Origin of the sequence: Bacillus sp. 3103sda1 (assembly GCF_024159135.1) — a bacterium.
Lineage (GTDB): Bacteria > Bacillota > Bacilli > Bacillales > Bacillaceae_G > Bacillus_A > Bacillus_A rhizoplanae.
Genome location: NZ_JAMYWS010000001.1, coordinates 4,428,304 through 4,453,038, shown reverse-complemented (window position 1 = coordinate 4,453,038; position 24,735 = coordinate 4,428,304). Strand labels below are relative to the sequence as shown.

Annotated in this window: 19 protein-coding genes; 18 read left to right on the top strand and 1 reads right to left on the bottom strand. The window is 38.2% G+C overall.

All coding sequences use genetic code 11. The features are described 5' to 3' along the window. Positions 1-230: 230 nt before the first annotated feature. The 16 genes from NKR74_RS22405 (at position 231) to NKR74_RS22330 (ending at position 19,106) form a co-directional block, all read left to right on the top strand. Complete coding sequence (locus NKR74_RS22405; RefSeq protein WP_253630882.1) at positions 231-1,073, top strand: DegV family protein; 843 nt, start codon at positions 231-233, stop codon at positions 1,071-1,073. Between the two features lie 114 nt (positions 1,074-1,187). Then, the gene (locus NKR74_RS22400; RefSeq protein ID WP_098308329.1) at positions 1,188-1,502 is read left to right on the top strand and encodes a winged helix-turn-helix transcriptional regulator; all 315 of its coding nucleotides are present in this window, start codon (positions 1,188-1,190) and stop codon (positions 1,500-1,502) included. Positions 1,503-1,759: 257 nt separating this feature from the next. Next, positions 1,760-1,855: a hypothetical protein gene (locus tag NKR74_RS22395; protein WP_253630881.1), complete on the top strand. Its 96-nt coding sequence runs from the start codon at positions 1,760-1,762 to the stop codon at positions 1,853-1,855. A 328-nt stretch (positions 1,856-2,183) separates the two neighbouring features. Continuing rightward, positions 2,184-3,416 carry a C40 family peptidase gene (locus NKR74_RS22390; protein ID WP_253630880.1) on the top strand — a complete coding sequence of 411 codons (1,233 nt, stop codon included), beginning with the start codon at positions 2,184-2,186 and terminating at the stop codon, positions 3,414-3,416. A 128-nt stretch (positions 3,417-3,544) separates the two neighbouring features. Continuing rightward, positions 3,545-4,891 carry an ATP-dependent helicase ComFA gene (locus NKR74_RS22385; RefSeq protein ID WP_253630879.1) on the top strand — a complete coding sequence of 449 codons (1,347 nt, stop codon included), beginning with the start codon at positions 3,545-3,547 and terminating at the stop codon, positions 4,889-4,891. Beyond that, positions 4,891-5,598 (top strand): ComFC family protein, encoded by a 708-nt coding sequence (locus tag NKR74_RS22380; RefSeq protein ID WP_253630878.1) that lies wholly within the window; start codon positions 4,891-4,893, stop codon positions 5,596-5,598. The genes NKR74_RS22385 and NKR74_RS22380 overlap by 1 nt, the downstream gene beginning before the upstream one ends. 443 nt (positions 5,599-6,041) lie before the next feature. Next, complete coding sequence (locus NKR74_RS22375) at positions 6,042-7,640, top strand: lipase family alpha/beta hydrolase (protein ID WP_375337682.1); 1,599 nt, start codon at positions 6,042-6,044, stop codon at positions 7,638-7,640. A 122-nt stretch (positions 7,641-7,762) separates the two neighbouring features. Continuing rightward, positions 7,763-7,960, top strand: coding sequence for a cold-shock protein CspD (gene cspD / locus NKR74_RS22370; protein ID WP_098308341.1), 198 nt, complete (start codon positions 7,763-7,765; stop codon positions 7,958-7,960). A gap of 405 nt (positions 7,961-8,365) precedes the next feature. Then, on the top strand, positions 8,366-8,908 hold the full coding sequence (hpf, locus tag NKR74_RS22365) for a ribosome hibernation-promoting factor, HPF/YfiA family (RefSeq protein ID WP_253630877.1): 543 nt from the start codon (positions 8,366-8,368) through the stop codon (positions 8,906-8,908). Between the two features lie 388 nt (positions 8,909-9,296). After that, complete coding sequence (secA, locus tag NKR74_RS22360; protein ID WP_253630876.1) at positions 9,297-11,813, top strand: preprotein translocase subunit SecA; 2,517 nt, start codon at positions 9,297-9,299, stop codon at positions 11,811-11,813. 330 nt (positions 11,814-12,143) lie between these two features. Continuing rightward, a protein-coding gene (prfB, locus tag NKR74_RS22355) for a peptide chain release factor 2 (protein ID WP_253630875.1) occupies positions 12,144-13,245 on the top strand; the annotation gives its coding sequence in 2 pieces (ribosomal slippage) (positions 12,144-12,215 and positions 12,217-13,245; 1,101 coding nt in all). A 427-nt stretch (positions 13,246-13,672) separates the two neighbouring features. Next, entirely contained in the window at positions 13,673-14,002 is a 330-nt protein-coding gene (gene cccB, locus NKR74_RS22350; RefSeq protein WP_253630874.1) for a cytochrome c551, read from the top strand. 526 nt (positions 14,003-14,528) lie between these two features. Next, entirely contained in the window at positions 14,529-15,215 is a 687-nt protein-coding gene (gene ftsE / locus NKR74_RS22345) for a cell division ATP-binding protein FtsE (protein WP_301287738.1), read from the top strand. After that, a complete protein-coding gene (gene ftsX / locus NKR74_RS22340) occupies positions 15,205-16,098 on the top strand; it encodes a permease-like cell division protein FtsX (RefSeq protein ID WP_253630873.1) in 894 nt (297 codons plus the stop codon). Before ftsE ends, ftsX begins: the two co-directional genes overlap by 11 nt. A 122-nt stretch (positions 16,099-16,220) precedes the next feature. Beyond that, a complete protein-coding gene (locus NKR74_RS22335; RefSeq protein ID WP_253630872.1) occupies positions 16,221-17,654 on the top strand; it encodes a S41 family peptidase in 1,434 nt (477 codons plus the stop codon). Between the two features lie 249 nt (positions 17,655-17,903). Beyond that, complete coding sequence (locus NKR74_RS22330) at positions 17,904-19,106, top strand: PDZ domain-containing protein (protein WP_253630871.1); 1,203 nt, start codon at positions 17,904-17,906, stop codon at positions 19,104-19,106. Positions 19,107-19,258: 152 nt separating this feature from the next. Here NKR74_RS22330 and NKR74_RS22325 read toward each other — a convergent pair whose 3' ends face one another. Beyond that, the gene (locus NKR74_RS22325; protein ID WP_253630870.1) at positions 19,259-20,152 is read right to left on the bottom strand and encodes a LysR family transcriptional regulator; all 894 of its coding nucleotides are present in this window, start codon (positions 20,150-20,152) and stop codon (positions 19,259-19,261) included. A gap of 122 nt (positions 20,153-20,274) precedes the next feature. Between NKR74_RS22325 and NKR74_RS22320 the strand changes: the two genes are divergently transcribed. Next, entirely contained in the window at positions 20,275-21,021 is a 747-nt protein-coding gene (locus NKR74_RS22320) for an SDR family NAD(P)-dependent oxidoreductase (protein WP_253630869.1), read from the top strand. A 389-nt stretch (positions 21,022-21,410) separates the two neighbouring features. Next, positions 21,411-24,590, top strand: a complete 3,180-nt coding sequence (locus NKR74_RS22315; protein WP_253630868.1) for a bifunctional cytochrome P450/NADPH--P450 reductase — start codon at positions 21,411-21,413, stop codon at positions 24,588-24,590. Positions 24,591-24,735: the final 145 nt, after the last annotated feature.

Here is a 24,735-nt window from a genome sequence, read left to right as displayed (position 1 = left end):
TCGTTAGATAGATAAATTATCAATACTTTTTATTCTAAAAGGGCTAGTGTGGAGTTTCAAATCTTTTTTTGCAGAAATTTAGCCATTTCTATTATAATTTGAATTTTTTTGTTGTAAATTGTTGAAATAGCACTTATAATCTTAACCTCTCGTTTTTTCAGCAGTTAATGCACCTTTTTCCATTTTCATGTACAATTAATAATAAATTTGTTTATAAGGTAGGTACGAAAATGAAAACAGCTATTGTAACTGATAGTACGGCATATTTACCAAAACATGTTCGTGAAGAATTAAATATACATATAATCCCGTTGAATGTCATTTTTGGGAATGATTCTTATCAAGAAGAGGTTGAAATTACAGCTGCAGATTTTTATGTGAAAGTTCGTGAACAAGAAGAGCTGCCGAAGACATCTCAACCAGCTATCGGAAAGTTTATTGAGTTATTTGAAGAGCTGGGGAAAGAATATGATGCAGTGATTAGCGTTCATCTTTCTAGCGGTATTAGTGGTACATATCAGACGGCGACGACAGCTGGTCAAATGGTAGACGGAGTAAAGGTATATACATACGACTCAGAAATTAGCTGTGAAGTTCAAGGTTTTTATGCACGTGAAGGCGCAAAAATGGCGAGTGAAGGGAAAACGCCGGAAGAGATTATCGCTCGTTATGATGAAATGAAGAAAACAGTGGATGCGTATTTCGTTGTAGATGATTTGCATCATTTGCAGCGCGGCGGTCGTTTAAATAGTGCTCAGGCATTTATTGGAAGCTTATTGCAAGTGAAGCCGGTACTATATTTCCGTGATAAAGTTATTATTCCGTTTGAAAAAATTCGTACGCGTAAAAAAGCATTAAAACGTATTGTTGAAATTTTTGATGAACAAGCAAGTAAAGGTATGCCAATGGAAGCAGTTATCATTCATGCTAATCGGGAAGAAGAAGCAAAAGAATGGAAGCAAGAATTGGAAGAAAAATACCCGCATGTGGAAATTCGAATCGGTTATTTCGGAGCGGTAATTGGTACACACTTAGGAGAAGGTGCTCTTGGTTTAGGATGGTACACGAAATAAAAAAAGCTCTCTTTCATGTAGAGAGCTTTTTTGGTAAAAATATAACAAACAAAATAAGTTTAATTACTTACTTTTTATAAGAAACTATTTTATAATAGAGAAGAGGTGAAACATATGGAACATAATCCTTGTTTATGTCCGAAGTTCGAGTCTGCTTTTACACTTCTGAGTAAAAAGTGGACAGGATTAATTATTAAATCACTGTTAGAAGAACCGAAACGATTTCGAGAAATTGCTGATATCATTCCAAACATGAGCGATCGTATGCTATCAGAGCGCTTAAAGGAATTAGAAAGTGAAGGAATTGTTGTGCGTGCCGTTTATCCGGAAGTGCCAGTTCGTATTGAATATGGTTTAACAGATAAAGGAAAAGCATTAGAGAGTGTAATGGATGAAGTACAAAAATGGGCAGAGAAATGGGTTCATTAATTGGGATTTTACTACCAAAAAGTAGTGGGATAAAAAAGTGCAGGGAGATATTCCTGCACTTTTTTACTTTACAAATAAGGGAAAATACGGTAAAAAATATTTCTTTTCGATTAAAAGTATTGCGTTAATGTAACAAAGAGGTTACGTGTGTATTTTGAGTGTAATATAACCCTTCTTGTGGAGCTGAAAATTTAATTGTTAATTTGGAAGATATGTAAAAAGAAGGTAGTATATGGTCTTACTATGGCCAACATGGTGTGAAGAAGACGAGTTGGTTATATGATGGTAGAAAATGGTATTATTTCAATTCAGATGGTAAAAGGAAATTATCAAATCAATGGCAAATAGAATAAGTTCAATGAAAATGGTGTTTGGTTAGAGGAAGTAAAAGCTTAATAGATTATAAACTCTCTTGCGTGATAGCAAGAGAGTTTTTTGTTATACATCACATCACTATAAAGTAAATAAAATCGTGCGACAAAAGAGAAAAAAGTATCGTCCTCATTCTCCATTTCTCTACAAAAAGGCACAATATTAGAACATAAATGTCAAGAAATTACAAACGTAATATTACATTTCTTTTACAAAAGCGTAACATTGCTAAAAAACATTGGTAATTATGGTATAAATTTTATTAGACAAATTCGGAAAACCAAGAAAAAGAAAGCGGTGTAAAACAGAATGAAAAAATTTAAAATCGCATCTTGCGCATTAGCAGCAGGATTTATGATGTTTTCAGTAGTAACACCAAATGCATTTGCTGAAAAAAATGACGACGTAAAAACACAAATTCAACAACAAAATGACACTTTACATAAACAACAACAAGAACGTGATGATCTTCAAAAACAAATGGACGAATTAAAGAATACAATTCAAGGATTGGATAAGTCTGTTCAAGAGAACGAAGCTAAACTTGCTGAAACAACGAAGCAAGTAGAAGACACACAAAAATTAATTGAACAAAAAGATAAAGAGATTGCAGATTTACAAACGAAAATTGCACAGCGTGAAGAACTGTTGAAGAAGCGTTTAGTTGCTCTTCAAGAGAAACCAAACACGAATGTTGTAACGGAAGTAGTTGTAAATTCTAAAAGTCTTGCAGATTTAATTGATCGTTTAACTTCTGTTTCACAAATTCTTGAGTCTGACCAAGACATTATGAAAATGCAACAACAAGATCAAGATAAAGTGAAAAAAGATGTGGAACTTATAAAAGTAAAACAACAAGAATTAAAAGATGCACAAGCAAAAATTGAAACTTCGAAACAAGAACTTGATGCTGAAAAAGCGAAAAAACAAGCAGCAATAGATGATTTAAGTGCAAAAATGCAAACAGTTGTAAATGGAATGTCTAGCACAGAGGCGCAATTGAAAGATTTAGAAAAACAAGCTCTATACTTACAAAGCTTAGCTGAACAACAAGAAAAACAAGCACAACAAGCACAACAACCACAGCAAGCACAACAAACGCAACAACCAGCAAATAATGGCGGCGGACAAGCTAAAAATGCTTCTAATTCGAAACCAGCTCCTGCAGCACCGCCACAAGAAGTAAGCGGCGGCGGGGATTCAAGTGTAATTGCAAAGGCACAAAAATACCTTGGTATGCCATATGTTTGGGGTAGTGCATCTCCATCTAACGGTGGATTTGACTGCAGTGGTTTCATTTCTTACATTTACGGCGTAGGTCGTCAAGATGTAGCTGGATACTGGAATTCTGTTCAGCATATTAGCAGCCCACAACCTGGTGATTTAGTATTCTTCCAAGGTACGTATAAAGCAGGTCCATCTCATATCGGTATTTATGTTGGCAACGGACAAATGATTCACGCTGGTGATGACGGAATTGCATATTCTAACATTAACAGTAGTTACAACCAAAAACATTTCTTAGGTTACGGTAGATTCTAGAATTTTAATTATATAAAATACGTGTATAAAGTCGATAGCTTACTATTTTAAGAGTAGGTTATCGGCTTTTTTGATTTTTTACAAACTCTTTCAATCTTTTTATAGTGAAAATAGAAAGGGGGAGAGAGATGCTAGAAGGCCGACAGGTATTACTAGAAGAAGTATCCGTATCAAAGGAAGAACTTTATCAACTGGAGCGAGATGGCTATATTTGTTATGAGCAAGGCGTGATAAAGAAAAGCTCTCGTTATATGTGTCAGCGCTGCGGAAATGAAAAACGGCGATTATTTTTTTCGTTTTTATGCTATTGCTGCAATAAAATGTGTACATATTGCCGGAAGTGCATCTTGATGAGAAGAGTGAGTGAATGTACACAGCTCGTTCGTTGGATTGGTCCTATACAAAATCAAATCATAGTGAATTGTCTTGAGTGGAACGGTCAGTTATCAGAAGGACAACAAAAGGCTGCAGATGGAATTGTAAGGGCAGTGCAAAGAAAAGAATCCTTTTTCGTCTGGGCCGTATGCGGTGCAGGGAAAACAGAGATGTTATTTCATGGTATACAAGAAGCCCTAAGTAAAGGAGAACGTGTTTGTATTGCGACGCCGCGGACGGATGTTGTCCTCGAACTTTATCCCCGTTTGCGGGAAGTATTCCCATCTGTTTCAATTTGTGCATTATATGGTGGAAGTGACGACTTATATACAAATGTGCAGCTTGTTGTTTCGACAACTCATCAACTCCTACGCTATTATAGAGCATTTGATGTCATGATCGTGGATGAGATTGATGCCTTCCCTTATTCAATGGATAAAACGCTGCAATACGCAGTTAACTCTGCTAGTAAAGAAAATGCAGCGTTTATTTATTTGACAGCCACTCCATCTAAAGACTGGCAGCGAAAGCTTCGTAATGGAAAACAAAAAGGAGTGATTATTCCTGCACGCTACCATCGTTATCCCCTACCTATCCCTATTTTTCGCTGGTGCGGGAATTGGCGAAAATCCATCCAAAAGAAAACCTTACCTTCAATTATTTTGCGGTGGCTTCGTGTATATCTCGAAAAGCAATATCCTATTTTTTTATTTGTTCCTCATGTTTGTTATGTAGAAGAAATTGTTTCTATTTTAAAATGTATTGATAATCGTATAGAAGGCGTGCATGCGGAAGATCTGAAGCGAAAAGAAAAGGTGGCTTCATTCCGAAAGGGAGAGATTCCGTTATTAGTGACGACGACGATTTTAGAAAGAGGCGTTACCGTTTCGAATTTGCAGGTGGCGGTGTTGGGGGCAGAAGAGCATGTTTTTTCAGAAAGTGCGCTCGTTCAAATTGCAGGACGAGCGGGGCGTAGTAGTCATTCTCCTTATGGCGATGTCATCTATTTTCATTATGGAAAGACAGAAGCGATGGTTGCGGCCAAAAAACAAATTCAATCAATGAACAAACAAGCAAAGCAAGAAGGGTTGGTAGACTAATGCATTGCCTTCTTTGTGATGATGTTATCTCTGTTTTGCCGAGCTGGTTTTCTTTTTTTGTTGAACAAGAAAAGGGGTGCGTATGCGCATACTGTGAACAAAAATTTTCTTATATTATAGGAGACATTTGTGCAGATTGCGGAAGACCCTTTCAGTATCTATCAGATGAATATAAGCAAGGTGAATATTGTAAGGACTGCTTACGCTGGAAGCAAGATCCGTATTTTCAGCATGTATATGTAAAAAATCGATCTGTCTATGTATATAATGATTGGATGAAAGAAGTATTAGCCCGTTTTAAGTTTCGCGGCGACGCCGCTCTTGTTCAAGTGTTTGCTTCTTCTTTTTCCAACGTTTTTCAGCAGTATTTTCTCCATTGTGATTGTATTGTTCCTATTCCTCTTAGTCTGTCTCGTAAATATGAACGAGGATTTAATCAAGCAGAATTGTTAGCCTCATGCTTATCTATTCCAATTGTGAAAACATCACTCGTGCGAAGTGATGCAGAGAAGCAAAGTAAGAAAACAAGAACAGAACGTTTGCAGCGTCCGCGGCCCTTTTATTTTGTAGAGGAAGAATCCTTTCACGGAAAAGATATTCTCCTAATTGATGATGTATACACAACTGGGATTACGGTGCGTCAAGCGGCGCAATGCTTCTATGAACGAGGTGCACGGAATGTTTCATCATTGACGCTTTGCCGCTGACTTCTTGTTTGGTGTCCTCTTTACTAATACAGTGCAACTCAAATATTCTGGAATTTTTTTCACTTTTGGATACACAGGGAATCCTTCCGGCCACTCTAGCTACAATAAAGTGAACTTCCGTCAGTGGAGGGGCTTCCTCCCCTACTGATGGAAAGCTCTCACCAATCGGGCTTTTACGGGATAAATCTTAAGTACATTTTCTCAACGTGGATTGTAAATTTTTAGAAGGTTTTTAAGAAATTAAGAAAGAATACGTTCATCACCATTAAGTGCAATGGAGGTAGAAAAATAAAAAGTAAATGAGTTGGAAAATTCAAACTAAAATTAGGGAGACGTTTTCTATTACACGCTTATCATTCCATCAACTATAAATTATAGGATGAATTGAAGAACAACGTATTTGCATGAAGATGGGAATTGCAAATTCAATAAGGGGGACTGCTGTGTTGCATAAGTGCAAACGTTTTTTCGCAGTATTGACTATTTTTATCTTTGCTTTTTGTTCTTTTCATATTTCATCCGTTTCCGCTAGTTCTACGCAAATGTCTGGTGGGATTTTTCCGCCATCAGAATCGTTTACTCCTGGGAGTTGGTTTTTAGGGGCAACTCCTGAGCGTGATGCGAATAAACCACCTATCGTTTTCGTTCAAGGTAAGAATGGAACTGCTAAGGACTGGTACGGTGAAACCGTTTATCACGGTATGAACGATATGTATAATTATGCTTATAATGCAGGGTATCAAACTGTTTTCGTTCAGCTGTATGATGCGGCCGGAAAGGGCTCAGCAAGTGAGTGGGATAATGGGCGTTTGCTCGCTTCTATGCTGGAGCAAATCTATAATCATTTTGGTAAAAAGATCAATATTGTCGCACACAGCAAAGGTGGACCTGACACGCAAGCAGCGCTCGTTCACTACGGTGCAAGTCGCTTTGTTGGAAACGTAGTGACGCTCGCTTCTCCGCACTATGGCTCTAACTTAGCAGATTTGGCGTACAGTTGGTGGGCAGGTTGGCTGGCTTCCTTGTTAGGACAACGGGATGACGGCACGTACTCTTTGCAGACAGGGGAAATGGCGCAGTTTCGTAACATAACGGATAGTAATCCAAACGCAAAGTTGAACCGTTATTATACAGTTGCGGGCACGAGCTGGGGACCTGCCTTCTCTGCACTGTCTATAGGCGGATTTTACCTTTCCTGGTATGGTTCTAATGATGGGTTAGTCAATGAATGGAGCACGAAACTTCCTTATGGAACACATCTGTTTACAGATGCTAGCCTGGATCATGACAGCATTCGAAAAGGATCAGCTGTATTTTCACGGATTGAGCCTTATTTGCGCAATACTTCTGCGGTTGCCTCTATTGCAAACGAAAATATATTTGAAGAATCACAAAAAAATCTAGCTGTGAATGCTAATCAAACGGTGTTAGGAGGACCGCTCACACCAAACAGTTGGGTGGAACAAACCTTTGCGGTGGATACTGTAACGGATGGAAATGTTTCTGTGTTGACTGCATCTCCAGACGTACAGATGCAGCTTATCGCTCCATCTGGCAAGGTGTACACCAATCAAAACAGCAAAGCAGCGACGGGAGAAGAATATGCGTATTTTAGCGGAGCGACAATCCGAACATTCCAGGTTGATCAAATGGAAGTAGGTGAGTGGCGCTTAAAAATGATGTCACAAGCACAAAAAGATGCATATCTTATGCTGGCTAATTATAAACAGGTTGCACCGTTTACGTTAGAAATGCCGGGTAAAGTCAAGAAAAATAAAGCGGAATTTAAGTTAAAGCAATCTACAAAACGTTCCCTACAGCAGGGGGATCTTTCCTTTGATATACGTGTTGTAGATCGGGATGGGAATTTAGTATCGCACTCCAATAAGCTGCAAAAGACAGATACAGTCACATTCACCGGAAATTTGCCAGATGTCGCAAAATCAGGTGTGTATAACGTAACGATTGATATTAAAGGAAAGAATAAAGAGGGAAAAGCATATAATCGGACGGTTGTGCGTTCTGTGTATATTGAGAAATAAGACATGTCGAAAGGTACAATAAAAAGGCGACAAGTCTTCTTTGACTTTGCACTTTTCCATTCGTTATATTCAAAGTATGGGGCAGATACCCTTATTTTACGATTGAAGGGAATGGAAAGAACATGCAAGGAAAAGTAAAATGGTTTAATGCGGAAAAGGGTTTTGGGTTTATTGAGCGCGATGGCGGTGACGATGTTTTTGTTCATTTTTCTGCCATTCAGCATGACGGATATAAAACGTTAGAAGAAGGACAAAAAGTTGAATTTGATATTGTAGAAGGTGCGCGTGGTCCGCAGGCAGCAAATGTTGTGAAGTTATAGTTGAAACATGGTGAGGCTTCAAAGACCAGCGTTTCACATAGGGGAGCCTCCGTTACATAGGTAACGGAGGCTTTATCATAAAGTGAAACTTCCATCAGTTATCCACTACCTATCTTCTTCGGATTCCTCACAATCTTGAGGTAGGAGTCTTACTGCCCGCGAATAGCGGGATAAACAAAAAGCTGTCAAAAAGTTGTAGTATTTTTGTAACGGATTTTTCACACTTATATATGATAACTACGATATAAATAGGATAAAATAATAATAGAAAAGGAATTACATTTCTTTTTCTACAAAATTCGATAAAAAAATATCGATTTTGTCAAAAAATTTAAAAATGAAAGAAGGGTTTTTGATACCTTTGTCGAAAACCTATACATAGGCTTGAAAGGAGGAGTTCATCTTATGAAATTTAACATTCGCGGTGAAAATATTGAAGTAACTCCAGCATTAAAGGAATATGTAGAGAAAAAGCTAGGTAAGTTAGAGCGCTATTTCGAGACTTTTCCAGAAATTAAGGTAAACTTAAAAGTGTACTCTGACAAGCAACGAGTGGAAGTAACAATTCCGTTTCCGGATTTATTACTTCGCGCTGAAGAAACAAATAGCGATATGTATGCTGCTATTGATTTAGTCGTAGATAAACTTGAACGACAAATCCGTAAACATAAAACAAAGGTAAATCGTAAGTTACGTGAAAATGGCATTACAAAAACAATGTTGATTCTTCCAGAGCAACCAACTGCGCAAGAAGAGGTTGCTGAAGATGAATTAGAACTTGTTCGTACAAAACGATTTGACTTAAAACCAATGGATGTAGAAGAAGCAATTTTACAAATGGACATGTTAGGCCATAACTTCTTCGTCTTTACAAATTCAGAAACAAATGAAACAAATGTTGTATATGGACGTAAGGATGGAAAATACGGTTTAATTGAAACTAAATAATAATATAAGGAAAACGCAGCTGTAATGGCTGCGTTTTTTTAGGTTATCAGGAACTTCCTGATAGCCGTTTTTGAGTCGTATATTGTAAACTCGCCAATAAATTGATGTGATCCCGCTATTCGTGGACAGTAAGACCCCCACCTTAAGATTCAGAGAAAAGCGAAGAAGATGAGTGGGTGCGTTTTCATGAGGACGCGTTTGGCCGATTGTTGTCATAGATATAAAACAAGTGTTACAATTGTCAGTAGGTTTATCCTTTTTTAAGGAAAAGAATCCTATTTTTTAGCAAAGAAATGAGATTGAGTGTTATAGCGACCAATCAGTGGAAAGAGCAATAATAAATCGCACTGATGGAAGTTTTATTTTAATAAAAGAGGAGCGTATTCCCATGATCGGTATTTTAAAAAAGGTGTTTGATGTAAATGAACGTCAAGTAAAACGTATGCAGAAAACCGTGGATCAAATCGAAGCATTAGCACCTCAAATGTCACCACTGACAGATGAACAATTAAAAGGAAAAACAGTAGAGTTTAAAGAGCGATTAACAAAAGGTGAAACAGTGGATGATTTATTGCCAGAAGCTTTTGCAGTCGTACGTGAAGCGGCAACACGTGTACTTGGCATGCGTCCATATCCTGTTCAGTTAGTGGGTGGTATTGCCCTGCATGAAGGGAATATCTCTGAGATGAAGACAGGGGAAGGTAAAACGTTAACTTCTACATTACCAGTATATTTAAATGCCCTTACAGGAAAAGGTGTTCACGTTGTTACAGTGAATGAATACTTAGCGCAGCGTGACGCAAGTGAGATGGGACAATTACATGAGTTTCTTGGTTTAACAGTTGGTATCAATTTAAATCATATGTCACGAGAAGAGAAGCAAGCTGCGTATGCTGCTGATATTACGTACAGTACGAATAATGAGCTTGGATTCGACTATTTACGTGATAACATGGTGCTTTATAAAGAACAACGCGTACAGCGTCCATTACATTTTGCTATCATCGATGAAGTAGACTCGATTTTAATTGATGAAGCACGTACACCGCTTATTATTTCTGGACAAGCGCAAAAGTCTACGGAATTATATTTATTTGCGAATGCATTTGTTCGTACATTAACGAATGAAAAAGAATATACATTCGATGTGAAAACGAAAAATGTTATGTTGACGGAAGAAGGGATCAACAAAGCAGAAAAATCATTCCACATTGAAAATTTATTTGATTTAAAACACGTAGCGCTTCTTCACCATATTAACCAAGCGTTGCGTGCTCATGTTGTGATGCAGCGTGATACAGATTATGTTGTGCAAGAAGGCGAAATCGTAATTGTTGACCAATTTACAGGTCGTCTTATGAAAGGGCGCCGTTATAGCGAAGGATTGCACCAAGCAATTGAGGCAAAAGAGGGCGTAGAAATTCAAAATGAAAGTATGACGCTTGCGACGATTACATTCCAAAACTACTTCCGTATGTATGCGAAGCTTTCTGGGATGACAGGAACAGCGAAAACAGAAGAAGAAGAATTCCGTAACATCTATAACATGCAAGTTATTGTTATTCCGACGAATAAACCAATTGTTCGTGATGACCGTGCAGATTTAATTTTCAAAACGATGGAAGGAAAATTTAATGCGGTTGTAAATGATATTGTTGCTCGTCATAAAAAAGGACAACCAGTTCTTGTTGGTACAGTAGCGATTGAAACGTCCGAGTTAATTTCGAAGATGTTAACGAGAAAAGGTGTGCGCCATAATGTCTTAAATGCGAAAAACCATGCACGCGAAGCAGAAATTATAGCTGAAGCAGGTCATCCGGGTACAGTGACAATTGCAACGAACATGGCTGGACGTGGTACGGACATTAAGCTTGCAGAAGGCGTACGTGAAAACGGTGGTTTATCTGTTATCGGTACAGAGCGTCATGAAAGCCGACGCATTGATAATCAGCTGCGCGGTCGTTCAGGACGTCAAGGAGATCCTGGTGTGACGCAGTTCTACTTATCAATGGAAGATGAACTGATGCGCCGCTTCGGTTCTGATAATATGAAAGCGATGATGGATCGTCTCGGTATGGATGATTCTCAGCCAATCGAAAGTAAAATGGTATCTCGCGCTGTTGAATCTGCACAAAAACGAGTAGAAGGTAATAACTACGATGCTCGTAAGCAGCTTCTTCAATACGACGATGTACTTCGTCAGCAGCGTGAAGTTATTTACAAGCAGCGTCAAGATGTAATGGAATCAGATAATCTGCGCGGCATTATTGAAGGAATGATGCATTCTACAGTAGAACGTGTTGTGGCTCTTCATACGCAAGAGGAATTAGAAGAAGAATGGAACATTGCTGGTCTTGTTGAATACTTAAATACAACTCTTCTACAAGACGGTGATGTGAAAGAAGAAGAATTACGCCGCTTAGCGCCAGAAGAAATGATCGATAGCATTTTTGCGAAAGTGAAAGAGCGCTACGACGAGAAGGAAGCACAAATGCCGGAAGCACAAATACGTGAATTTGAAAAAGTAGTTGTATTCCGCGTTGTAGACTCGAAATGGATGGATCATATCGATGCGATGGATCACTTACGTGAAGGTATTCATTTACGTGCATATGGTCAAATTGATCCGCTTCGTGAATATCAAATGGAAGGCTTTGCGATGTTTGAAGCAATGATTGCTTCTATTGAAGAAGATATTTCTCGTTATATTATGAGAGCGGAAATCGAACAAAACTTAGAGCGTCAAGAAGTAGCGCAAGGAGAAGCGGTTCATCCAAAAGACGGAGATGGAGCTGGAGTTTCAAAAAAGAAACCAGTCGTAAAAGGTGAGCAAACAGGCCGTAACGATTTATGCACATGTGGCAGCGGAAAAAAATACAAAAACTGCTGTGGAATTGGGAAATAAAGAAAAGCGGAAGTGGCTCGTTTAGAATCGCAGGACGTTGGAGCCCCTGACAGAGAGGTGCTTTTTGCCTCGTCCGAGGGGGCGAAACGACCGGAGATTCTAGCCGCTGGAGCTAGACAAAAAGAAAAGCGGAAGTGGCTCGTTTAGGATGTTTTACCTCATGGATGGAAAATTTCCGTGAACATTCATATAATAACAAGAGATGAACTCTCTCTCGCAAAAGCAGGGAGAGTTTGCCTTGTTGTTCGTATAAAGTGAAGTAGGGTCTTACTGCACGTAAGCAGCTTGATAAATGAGGAAAGTAATAGTAATTACATAGAGGTGACCAAAATGGAATTAGTAGAAATTAGACAAGAACTAGAGAAAATGGCTAAGAGATTAGCGGCTTTTAGGGGGTCTCTTTGACCTCGCTGGAAAAGAAAAGCGAATCGCAGAATTAGAAGAAATTATGATGGGTACAGGCTTTTGGGATGATCAAAAAAGTGCACAAACAGTCATCAATGAAGCAAATGCTTTAAAAGACATGGTTGGTAAGTTTAATACGCTTAACGAAACGTTTGAAAATCTAGAAGTAACGCATGAACTTGTGAAAGAAGAATACGATGAAGAACTGCATGCGGAGCTTGAAGCGGAAGTAAAAACTTTATCTGCAGATATGAACGAATACGAACTTCAATTATTACTAAGTGAAGAACACGACAAGAATAATGCTATTTTAGAGTTGCATCCAGGTGCAGGTGGAACAGAATCACAAGATTGGGGTTCTATGCTGCTTCGTATGTATACGCGCTGGGCGGAAAAACGCGGTTTTAAAGTAGAAACGTTAGATTATCTTCCTGGTGATGAAGCGGGGATTAAAAGTGTTACGTTATTAATTAAAGGGCATAATGCCTACGGTTATTTAAAAGCAGAAAAAGGCGTACATCGTCTTGTACGTATTTCGCCATTCGATTCATCTGGCCGTCGTCATACATCGTTCGTATCTTGTGAAGTTGTACCAGAGTTTAACGATGATATTGAAATTGAAATACGTACAGAGGATTTAAAAATAGATACGTACCGTGCAAGTGGTGCAGGTGGACAGCATATTAATACGACTGACTCCGCTGTACGTATTACACATATCCCAACAAATGTCGTGGTAACATGTCAATCTGAGCGTTCACAAATTAAAAACCGTGAACATGCAATGAAAATGTTAAAAGCGAAACTGTACCAACAAAAATTAGAAGAACAACAAGCGGAGCTTGATGAAATCCGCGGTGAGCAAAAAGAAATCGGATGGGGAAGCCAAATTCGTTCATACGTATTCCATCCATACTCTCTTGTAAAAGATCATCGTACAAATACAGAAGTAGGGAATGTTCAAGCGGTTATGGACGGAGAGATTGATGCATTTATTGATGCATATTTACGTTCTCGTATTTCATAAGCTGAAACTTCTATAGATATAAAAAAACGCCAACAGGTCGTTGGCACATGCGTGAGGAAATGAGAAGTATACCTTCTGTCTAGAGGGAAAGAAAGAGGAGAGAAGTTGCGAGGCAACTTCTCTTTTTGGTGGATGTAGTTGTAGCATACAAGCTTGTATATTGTTTTGTAAAAAGTAGAAAATAACAAAATGTTGAAAGTAATTGATCAGAAGAATGGGATGATTTTCGTATTCTGTATGCTAGGAAAATTCGTTGTTTTGCATCATATCATTCGTTCACAAAATTGAAACAATTACTGAAAAGCATTATGCCTGTAAGTGTCCCTTCTCGTTTAGGGTAATATTGGTTATGCAGGTAAGTTTTGAAATTGCAGGGAAATCATTATAATGCTATTGAGGGATTAATTAACAGCAGGGAGCGATATAGATGAAAAAGAAATTGTTGATGATTGTATTAGGTACATCATTAGCTCTTACAGTAGGAGCATGCGGGAAAACGGAAGAAAGTAAACCTTCTAGTCCTAGTCAACAGGCAAGCACAGATAGCGCTGAAAAAATATTCCAAAAAAGCTGCGCAGGATGCCATGGTAATGATCTAAAAGGATTATCTGGACCATCGTTAGAAAAAGTGGGCGGAAAATATTCAGAAGAAGATATTGAAGGCATTATCGCTAAAGGCCGCGGCATTATGCCAGCTGGTGTAATCCAAGGCGAAGACGCGAAAAAAGTTGCAGAATGGCTAGCTGAGAAGAAGTAAGAAAGAAAAGTGGAAGCGGCTCGTTCAGAATCGCAGGACGTTGGAGCCCCCGACAGAGAGGCGCTTTCTGCCTCGTCCGAGGGGGCGAAACGACCGGAGATTCTAGCCGCTAGAGCTGGACAAGAAAAGTGGAGCTGACTGTTCAAACATGAATGCTAGTTTTCTTCTGTATAGAAGAAAATTAGCATTCTTATGCGGCAGTCTTCAGCTATCGCTGTATGAAATTCAAACAAATAAGACCTTTTTACTTGATGACAGAAGGTCTTATTTGTTTGTGTCATGTCATATATTCTGCGCTATGTAACACAACTGTAACAAAGTTGTATCCGAATTGGAAACCGAATAATGGTACAATGTAGGGCGTAGTATCTTTTGTAGAATTTTGAAGAAAAAGTTTTACATACATGAGAAGTTGAAATAGCGATTGTTGAGAGACGCAGCGAAAGATTGAATATTGCGATCGCTATGGCTAAACAACGAAGAGTATAGAGTGTCGAAAAAAATCATTAATATTGGGTGATAAATAATGATAACAATGACGAATGTTTATAAGGAGTATCCAAACGGCATGAAAGCTGCTAATGGACTCACAGTTAAAATTAAGCAAGGTGAATTTGTATATGTAGTAGGACCGAGTGGAGCCGGGAAATCTACATTTATTAAAATGATGTATCGTGAAGAGAAACCGACTACAGGTTCTATTAATGTAAATGGTTTAGTAATTGAATCTTTAGCAGAGCGCGATGTACCGTATTTCCGTCGCCAGCTAGGCGTAATTTTCCAAGATTTCAAGTTGCTTCCGAGGTTAACTGTATATGAAAATGTTGCATTTGCTTTAGAGGTAATTGAAGAAGAGCCAGACGTGATTCGTGAGCGTGTTATGGAAGTGTTAAATCTTGTAGGCCTTGACGATCGTGCTGATGCATTGCCAAGTGAACTTTCTGGTGGTGAACAACAACGTGTTGCAATTGCAAGAGCGATTGTGAATCGCCCGAAAGTTGTAATTGCTGATGAACCAACAGGTAACCTTGATATGGATACAGCGATGGATATTATGAATATTTTCAAACGCATTAATGAGCGTAATACAACAATTATTATGGCAACGCATAATGCGGATATTGTAAATACAATTCGTCACCGTGTAATTGCGATAGAAGACGGAAAGATTGCTCGAGACGAGATTGAGGGAGGATACGGATATGAAGACTAAAACCCTTAGTCGACATTTACGAGAAGGTGTCAAAAATTTATCCCGTAACGGATGGATGACATTTGCTTCTGTAAGTGCAGTAACAGTTACATTACTGCTTGTAGGTGTCTTTTTAACAGCGATTATGAATATGAACCATTTTGCAACGAACGTAGAGCAAGATGTAGAGATTCGTGTACACATTGATCCAGCGGCTAAGAAAGAAGATCAACAGAAATTAAAAGAAGATATTTCAAAGATTTCGCAAGTCGATTCTATTAAATATTCTTCTAAAGATGAAGAGCTAAAAAGATTGATTAAAAGTTTAGGAGATAGCGGGAAATCCTTTGAGCTATTTGAGCAAGATAACCCATTAAAAGACGTATATGTTGTAAAAGCAAAAGAACCAACTGATACAGCAAGTGTTGCAAAGAAAATTGAGAAAATGCAATTTGTAAATCAAGTACAATACGGACAAGGTGAAGTAGAAAAACTATTCGATACAGTAAAAGCTGGTCGTAATATTGGTATTGTATTAATTGCTGGTCTTTTATTTACAGCAATGTTCTTAATCTCTAATACAATTAAAATTACAATTTATGCACGAAGCACAGAAATCGAAATTATGAAACTTGTTGGAGCGACAAACTGGTTTATTCGTTGGCCATTCTTATTAGAAGGGTTATTCCTAGGTATACTAGGGTCGATCATTCCAATTGTTGTAATCTTAACTTCGTATAATTCGCTTCAAGCTATGTTTAATGAGAAATTTAGCGGAACAATTTTTGAATTGCTTTCATATAGCCCATTCGTTTTCGAGCTATCTGCGTTATTAATGCTAATCGGTGGATTAATCGGTATGTGGGGAAGCGTTATGTCTATCCGTCGTTTCTTAAAAATATAAGTGTAAAAAGTTGCAAACATATTTCGTACAAGCTTATCATATAGTAGAAATAGATAAAGGCATCGCACAGAGTGTGATGCCTTTTCATACACCATTGTGTGTTCGGAAAGGGGAATTCCGCATTGAAACGTAGAGTTGCGATTATTGGAATGATTGTTGCGTTTTTAATTGGCGCTGGCGGAATGTTCGCAGGTATGCATTGGCTTGAAAATGGCTCTTACACAGTGCAATCAATTACAGGGAAAAATGCCAATGTAAAACAAGCGGATTTGGATAAAATTCGCGAAGCGTATGCACTAATTGATTCACGTTATGTTGAGGATGTGAACGACGACAAGCTTGTTGAAGGAGCTATTCAAGGGATGCTTGCAACGCTGAAAGATCCATACTCTACATACATGGATAAGAAAACAGCAGCGCAATTTGAGCAATCGCTTGATCCAGAGTTAGAAGGAATTGGTGCTGAAGTAAATAAAACGGATGATAAGTTAATGATTGTTTCGCCGATTAAAGATTCTCCAGCAGAAAAGGCTGGTCTTAAACCGAACGATCAAATTTTAACAGTTAATGGAAACAGTGTGAAAGATTTATCCCGTGAAGAAGCAGTTATGAAAATTCGCGGAAAGAAAGGAACAACGGTTACGCTTGAGGTAAAACGTTCCGGAGTTAGTGAGCCGTTAACATTTAAAATTAAGCGTGATAAAATTCCGATTTTGACTGTATTTAGCTCTGTGAAACAAGAGAATGGGAAAGATATTGGGTATATGCAAATCACATCATTCTCTGAAAAAACAGCAACAGAGTTTAAAGATCAATTGAAAGATCTTGAAAAGAAAAATATACAAGGACTTGTTATTGATGTGCGTGGAAATCCAGGTGGTTATTTAACGAGTGTTGAAGATATTTTAAAGGTGCTGATGACAGACCAAAAGCCAATGGTTCAAATAGAACAACGTAATGGTGAAAAGCAAAAGTTCTATACATCATTAAAAGAGAAGAAACCATATCCGATTTCTGTATTAGTCGATAAAGGCAGCGCATCTGCCTCTGAAATTTTAGCAGGAGCTTTACATGAAGGAGAAGGTTATCCTCTTATTGGTGAGAAAACGTTTGGTAAAGGTACTGTTCAGCAAGCTGTACCGTTTACGGACGGTAGTAACATTAAACTGACGATGTTTAAATGGTTAACACCGGACGGCAATTGGATTCATAAAAAAGGAATTGAACCGACGGTCGAAGTGAAGCAGCCTGATTACTACTACGCAACGCCAATTCAAATTGAAAAAACGTTGTCTTACAATGATAACGATGAGCAAGTGAAGCATGCGCAAGAGATGTTGAAGAGTCTTGGATATGAGCCGGGGCGTGAAGATGGCTATTTTAGTAAAGAAACAGAAGCAGCTGTGAAAGCATTCCAAAATGCAAATGATATGGATGCAACGGGTCAGCTTGATAAAAAGACAGCAGAAGCAATCCAAAACAAAATCGTCGAAAAAATTCGTTCTGGTGAAAACGATCTGCAGCTACAAACAGCTTTAAAATTAATGGCGAAATAAGGTTCAACTAACCGTTTGGAGATGTTTTTTCTCCAAATGGGAGTTTCACTTTATTTCACTGGTGAAAGATAAAAAATATACAGGCTTACGTAGCCTGTATATTTTTTTTATGTGTTAAACAAACGTTTGATTAATTGTGATAAGATAAAATAAAACTTCCATATCCTACATAATGGCAATTAAGTTCTTGTAGGCAGGAAATCTTACTGCCCATTAAGTGTGGCAGAAATGAAATATATTATATTATAAATGGTGGTGAATCGTTTCGTGGAGGTTTGGTCGTCAGAAATTGTGAAGGCAATTGTGCGTTTCTTTGCACATCCTGCTTTGTATGTTTTCTTTATAAGTAGCTTTTTTGTTGGATATTTACGAGTACTACGAGAACGGAAAGATTTTTCCTTTAAAGTGTATGATATTTTGTATGAATTACGTACATCTGCATTCGCAGGAATTGGTTTTGGACTCATTCTATCCTTGATTACAGTTGGAATGGGGCTTGTTATCTCACAAGCAAGTGTATTTATGATAGCAATTTGGACGGTATTCTTTGCTCTTATTGCTCAATATAGATACTTATCTCCTGCATACACATTCGGAATTGCGATTGCAGCGACGTTATTATCTTCAAAACTCCCAGTCTCTTTCTTACAGCTTCGTGAGGGAGAAGAGAGCAGTGTCGTGTCGTTAGCGATTTTACTTGGACTTATGTTAGTTGTGGAAGGTTTGCTGATTTCTAAGAACGCAGCGAACTATTCGACGCCGAAATTACGAAAAGGAAAACGTGGTTTAAATATTGGACTGCATGAATCAAAAAGATTATGGTTAGTACCGATATTTGTTCTTGTACCAGGTGACGCTATAACGCAGTTTGTGTCTTGGTGGCCGGTTGTATCTGTCGGGTCGCAAAAGTTTTCTTTATTCTTAATTCCATTTCTAATTGGGTTTATGAGAACAATTAAAAGTTTTGAGCCAAAAGGAGCATTGTTATTTACAGGTCGTCGTGTGTTTGGATTAGCTGCAGTTGTTCTTCTATTAGGAATAGCAAGTTACTGGTGGCATACACTAGCAATTGTAGCTATGGGAGCAGCAATGCTTGGCCGTTTAACGATTACTGTGCAAGAACGTTTAGAGGATGAAAAGCGCCCTGCATATTTTTCCTCTCGTGATCATGGCTTAGTTGTATTAGACACAATTCCAGGTACAGCTGGAGCAACGCTGGACTTGAAACCAGGGGAAATGATTGTGAAAGTGAATGGAATCAGTCCGACTAATGTGGACGAGTTTTACAATGCCCTGCAATCAAAAACAACAGGCGCTTTTTGTAAAATGGAAGTTATTGATACGAATGGTGAACTTCGTCTTGTGCAACATGCGATTTATGAAGGGGAGCATCACGAACTGGGAATTGTTTTTGTGGAACAAGAGCATCAGTGGGATACGGAAGTTGTGTGATGTGAGTTTGGACAGACTTTTCATTTTGAAAGGTCTGTCCTTTTTTTATTTCATAGATTTTCGTACCAGAACGAATATAGAGGTATGGTATCAAAAATTATTGTTAGATTCATAATGTATCAATTTCTTCATCGATCCCATCTAATTCTACGTTAAAGTTCATTTTTCAATCTAGTAATAAAGGTCTTACAAATTTGAGAATAATGTTTTCCTTCTGAACGTACCCAGGCAAAATAGACATCCTGTTGCTCAGGAACTTCAAGTTCAATCATTACAATGTCTTTTTTTAGTAAAGCAGACTCACTAGGAAAAGAATAATCAGGACCAACAGTGATAGCTAATCCGTCTGTAATCGTTTTTTGGATCGCATCTGTATTGTTAGTGGTAAAAAGAATATCAGCAGGGCCATATGCAGCTGTAAACTGATTCATAAACCATTCGACGTAATCAGTTTTGTATAAAACTAAAGAATGAGCTAACAGTTCTTCTGGAGTAATTGATTTGTTAGATGCTAAAGGTGAATTACGGCTGACTCCAATAACTATTTTTCCTTTTAGCAATGGTTCAAACAATAATCCACTACTTTTATGAACAATGTCTTCAAGTAGAATGATTAGACCCATGTCAATCTTATGTTGGCGAATATCGTCTAGTATTTCCTGTGAACCTTTTTCAAATATCTCTATTTTTACATTTGGATAATCCTTTTTAAAATTTGTCACTGTATGAACCAATAAAGGCATAGGGCCAGGAATTGTTGCAATTCTTAATTCACCACGTGCGGTATTTGAGAACCCGTTAGCCTCATCTTTTAACTCCTGGAGTTTCTCTAATGTTTCAGCAGCTTTTTTAATAATAATTTTTCCTTCAGCAGTAGGGATTGTACCCAATCGAGAACGTGTAAACAATAAAACTCCTAATTCTGCTTCCAATGCTGAGATTGATTGACTGATAGCAGATAATGTGACATGCATATTTTGTGCTGCAATGGTTAAAGAACCTGCATTTGTAACCTCAACTATGTATTCTAATTGTTCAATGTTCATATAAACACGACCTCTTTTATTAAGTCTTACTTAAGCAATGATAAGTATGTTTTAATAATATTTAATGTACAGAAGTGTTACAATTATTGCAAGAAATCTGATAGCGAATAGGGGGAGTAGTTATGATGACAAGAAGAGTTGCTGTAATCACAGGTGGAGGAAGTGGAATTGGTCGACAAACATGTATTAAATTTGCAAGAAAAGGGGATCAAGTAGTAGTCGCTGATGTGAATGAAACAGGTGGAAAAGAAACTGTAGAGCTCATTAAAGCTGAAGGTGGAACAGCTATTTTTGTTAAGACAGATGTTTCGCAGTACGAGCAAGTAGAAACTTTAGTTCATATCGCAGTAGAAACGTATGGCCGAATTGATATTATGTTTAACAATGCTGGAATTGGCGGGGCAGGTCCAGTGCTGAATCAAAATATGGATCGCTATGAAAAAGTAATTGGGGTTAATCAACATGGTGTTGCCTATGGAATTATAGCAGCAGGAAAGAAAATGAAAGAATTAAATATAAAAGGTGTAATTATAAATACAGCTTCTGTTTTTGGCTTCTTAGCTTCTCCAGGTACATTTGCATATCACGCAACAAAAGGTGCCGTTATTATGATGACAAAATCTGCAGCGCTTGAATTAGCTGAATACGGAATTCGTGTTGTAGCGGTAGCACCAGGAGTTGTCGATACACCTATTCTTCATGGATATGACGATAGTATGATTGAATCTATGAAAACGAAAGTTATGGGTAATGAGTTAACGAATCCAGAAGCACTTGCTGATGTAGTCTACCTTCTTTCATTAGAAGAAGCAGATGCCATTAATGGGAGTGTAGTAATGGCTGACCACGGATATGCTTCATTTAAATAATAAAATATAAATGTGATTTTTCTAGTTTTTAAATATATGTAATATTTTTTGAATCTTCCGTTAACTTGTTTTATTTATAATTGAAACGCCCACGATAGAACGTATAAATTTGTGGGGGTAACTGCTGGCATGCGCCTAATTAGGAGGGACTTCCAGCAGTGGGGAATGAAGGAACCACCCACTGCTGGAAGTTTCACTTTATCCCGCATTAACGGGCAGTAAGACCTAACCTTAAGATTCAGAGAAAACCAAAGAAGATAGGTGGGGGATAACTGCCCGTAAAAGCCCGATTGGTTCAACTAACCATTCGAAGGAAAAACACCTTCGAATGGAAGTTTCACTTTATAAAAATGAATATGAATGAATTTACTTAGGAAAGGATTTTTTATATGAAAGGGACTAGCACTATTCCGCAGCCTAAAACTTTCGGGCCGCTTCGCAATTTACCCTTGTTAAAGGGAGAGGAACCTATACAATCAATTTTAAAGCTTTCGTATGAGTATGGACCAATTTTTCAACTTGAATTGCCTGGAAGGACGCGCACCATTGTTTCTAATCATGAATTAACGGCAGAAGTATGTGATGAATCTCGCTTTGAAAAGAGTATTGGAACCGCTTTACAAAATGTTAGTGCCTTTACTGGCGACGGGTTATTTACGAGCGGGACAAACGAACCAAATTGGCATAAGGCACATAACATTCTGCTTCCTAGTTTTAGTCAGCAAGCTATGAAGAGATATCACTCTATGATGGTTGACCTTGCTATGCAACTAGTTCAAAAGTGGCAGCGTCTCAATCCTAATGAAAGTATTGATGTACCAGAAGACATGACGCGCCTTACACTAGATACCATTGGATTGTGTGGATTTAATTACCGTTTTAATAGCTTTTATCGTGATACTCCGCACCCTTTTATTACTAGCATGGTTCGTTCACTGGAAGAGGCAATGAACCAATCTCAACGCTTAGGGATACAAGATAAACTAATGGTTATGAAGAAACGTCAGTTTAAGCAGGACATTCAATCTATGTTTGATTTGGTAGATAATATTATTGCAGAGCGTAAAGAGAGCGATAATCAAGATGGGGATGACTTATTAGCTCATATGCTGAAGGGGAAAGATCCGCAAACAGGTGAGATGTTGGACGATGAAAATATTCGTTTTCAAATCATTACTTTTTTAATAGCCGGACATGAGACGACTAGTGGTCTATTGTCATTTGCACTACATTTCCTTTTGAAAAATCCAGATAAGCTTCAGAAGGCATATGAAGAAGTAGATCGAGTTTTAACAGAGCCGATTCCTACATATGAGCAGGTTCAAAAACTTAAATATACTCGTATGATTCTCAATGAGACGTTACGTTTATGGCCAACAGCGCCAGCTATTTCACTTTATGCAAAAGAAGATACACTTCTTGGTGGAAAGTACCATATAGAAAAGGGAAGAGAGGTTACAGTTCTCATACCAAAGCTTCACCGTGATACGGATGTATGGGGGGATGCTGTTGAAGATTTCCAACCTGAGAGATTTGAAAATATTGAACAAATCGCTCCGCATGCATATAAGCCATTTGGGAATGGGCAAAGAGCTTGTATTGGACAACAATTTGCACTTCAGGAAGCTACTTTAGTATTAGGTATGATTCTTCAATATTTTGAAATTATTAACCATACAGACTATCAATTAAAAGTTAAAGAAACATTAACTTTGAAACCAGATGGATTTACTATGTGTGTCAAACCGCGAACTAAAAAAGTTGCCTTCCCTGTTTCTGATTCAAAAGTTACAGTACCAACAGAGCAGGAAGTAAAACATAACTTTAAAACGGTTGTCGATTCGCATTATACACCGCTACTGGTACTTTATGGATCAAACCTTGGAACAGCGGAAGGACTCGCACGAAAGCTTGCTGACACGGCTCGCTTCCAAGGATTTGAGAGTGAAGTGGCACCGCTTGATGAGTATACTGAAAAGCTTCCTAGAGATGGAGTCGTGTGCATTGTTACTGCTTCATACAATGGTAATCCACCTGATAATGCCAAGGAATTTGTGCATTGGATAAGCGAGTTAGAGGATGAAACGCTTAAAGGAGTGAAGTATGCTGTTTTTGGATGCGGCGACCGTAGTTGGGCTAGTACGTATCAACGTATTCCAAGATTTGTTGACGAACAATTGGCCTTAAAGGGTGCGACTCGTCTGAGCATACGTGGCGAGGGTGACGCGAATGAAGACTTTGAGTTCCAATTTGATGAGTGGCAAAATCAGCTATGGGAAGATGTAGCAAAAGCTTTGAATTTAGAAGTTAATAAAAATGAAAAACGTTCGGAAAATAAACTGAAATTACAATTTGTTAGCGAATTGACAAGTACGCCTCTAGCGAAAACGTATGATGCACTTTCGGCGTATGTTATAGAAAATCGTGAGCTTCAAACAGAGAAAAGTGTACACAGTACGCGCCATATTGAAATTACTTTGCCTGAAGGTGTTCAATACCGAGAGGGTGATCATCTAGGAGTCTTACCACAGAATAGAAAAGATCTTGTAGAACGTGTTTTACAACGATATGGATTAAATGGGAAAGATGTTCTTCTTCTGAGCGGAAATGATCACAGCATTGCACATCTTCCTTTAGAGCAGTCTGTATGTGTTTATGAACTGCTTGCAAATTATGTTGAATTACAAGAGCCGGTGACACGGACGCAACTTCGTGAATTAGCGGCACATACTGTTTGTCCGCCTCATAAACGAGAGTTAGAAGATCTTTTAGAGGAAGAGGCATACAAAACAAATATTCTTCAAAAACGTACGACTATGCTTGATTTACTTGAGAAATATCCTGCTTGTGAATTGCCATTTGAAAGGTTTGTAGAACTTCTTCCATCGCTAAAAGTTCGATATTATTCAATTTCTAGTTCACCGCAAATTGTTTCGAATCGTGCGAGTATCACAGTTGGTGTCGTACGAGGGTCAGCATGGAGCGGGCGTGGTGAATACTTGGGGGTTGCTTCAAACTATTTGGCCGAGCGACAAGTAGGGGATGCTATCGCATGTTTTATTCGTGATCCACAATCAGGGTTTCACTTGCCAGAAAATCCTGAGAAGCCAATTATCATGGTTGGACCTGGAACAGGAGTTGCTCCATTTTTAGGATTTTTGCAAGCACGTCGTGTTCAAAAGCAAGAAGGACAGAAGTTGGGAGAGGCACATTTGTACTTTGGCTGTCGTCATCCTGAACAGGATTATCTTTACCGTGAAGAGCTAGAACGTGCTGGGGAGGATGGATTAGTCATGCTTCACACAGCATTCTCTCGTTTAGAGGGACAACCTAAAACATACGTACAGCATCTTATGAAGCAGGATGCAAACAATTTAATTCGTTTACTTGATAAGGGTGGTCAACTTTATGTATGTGGAGATGGAAGTCGAATGGCTCCAGATGTAGAGAGAACTTTATGTGAAAGCTATCAAATTTATCATGGTGTTGATGAGCAGAAAGCAAAAGACTGGCTTGATCATTTGCAATCTGAAGGAAGATATGCAAAGGATGTTTGGGCAGGGATATAAATTTTATTTTTTAATTTGATGGTGATGTGGCGGTAGCTCATTAATTGGGATAAGATAAATATCGTAAAAAACCTAGTTATTCATCTATGTGTTCTTCATATTGGATAGCTAGGTTTTTTATTTGCTTCCTTAGGTTGATAGTGAT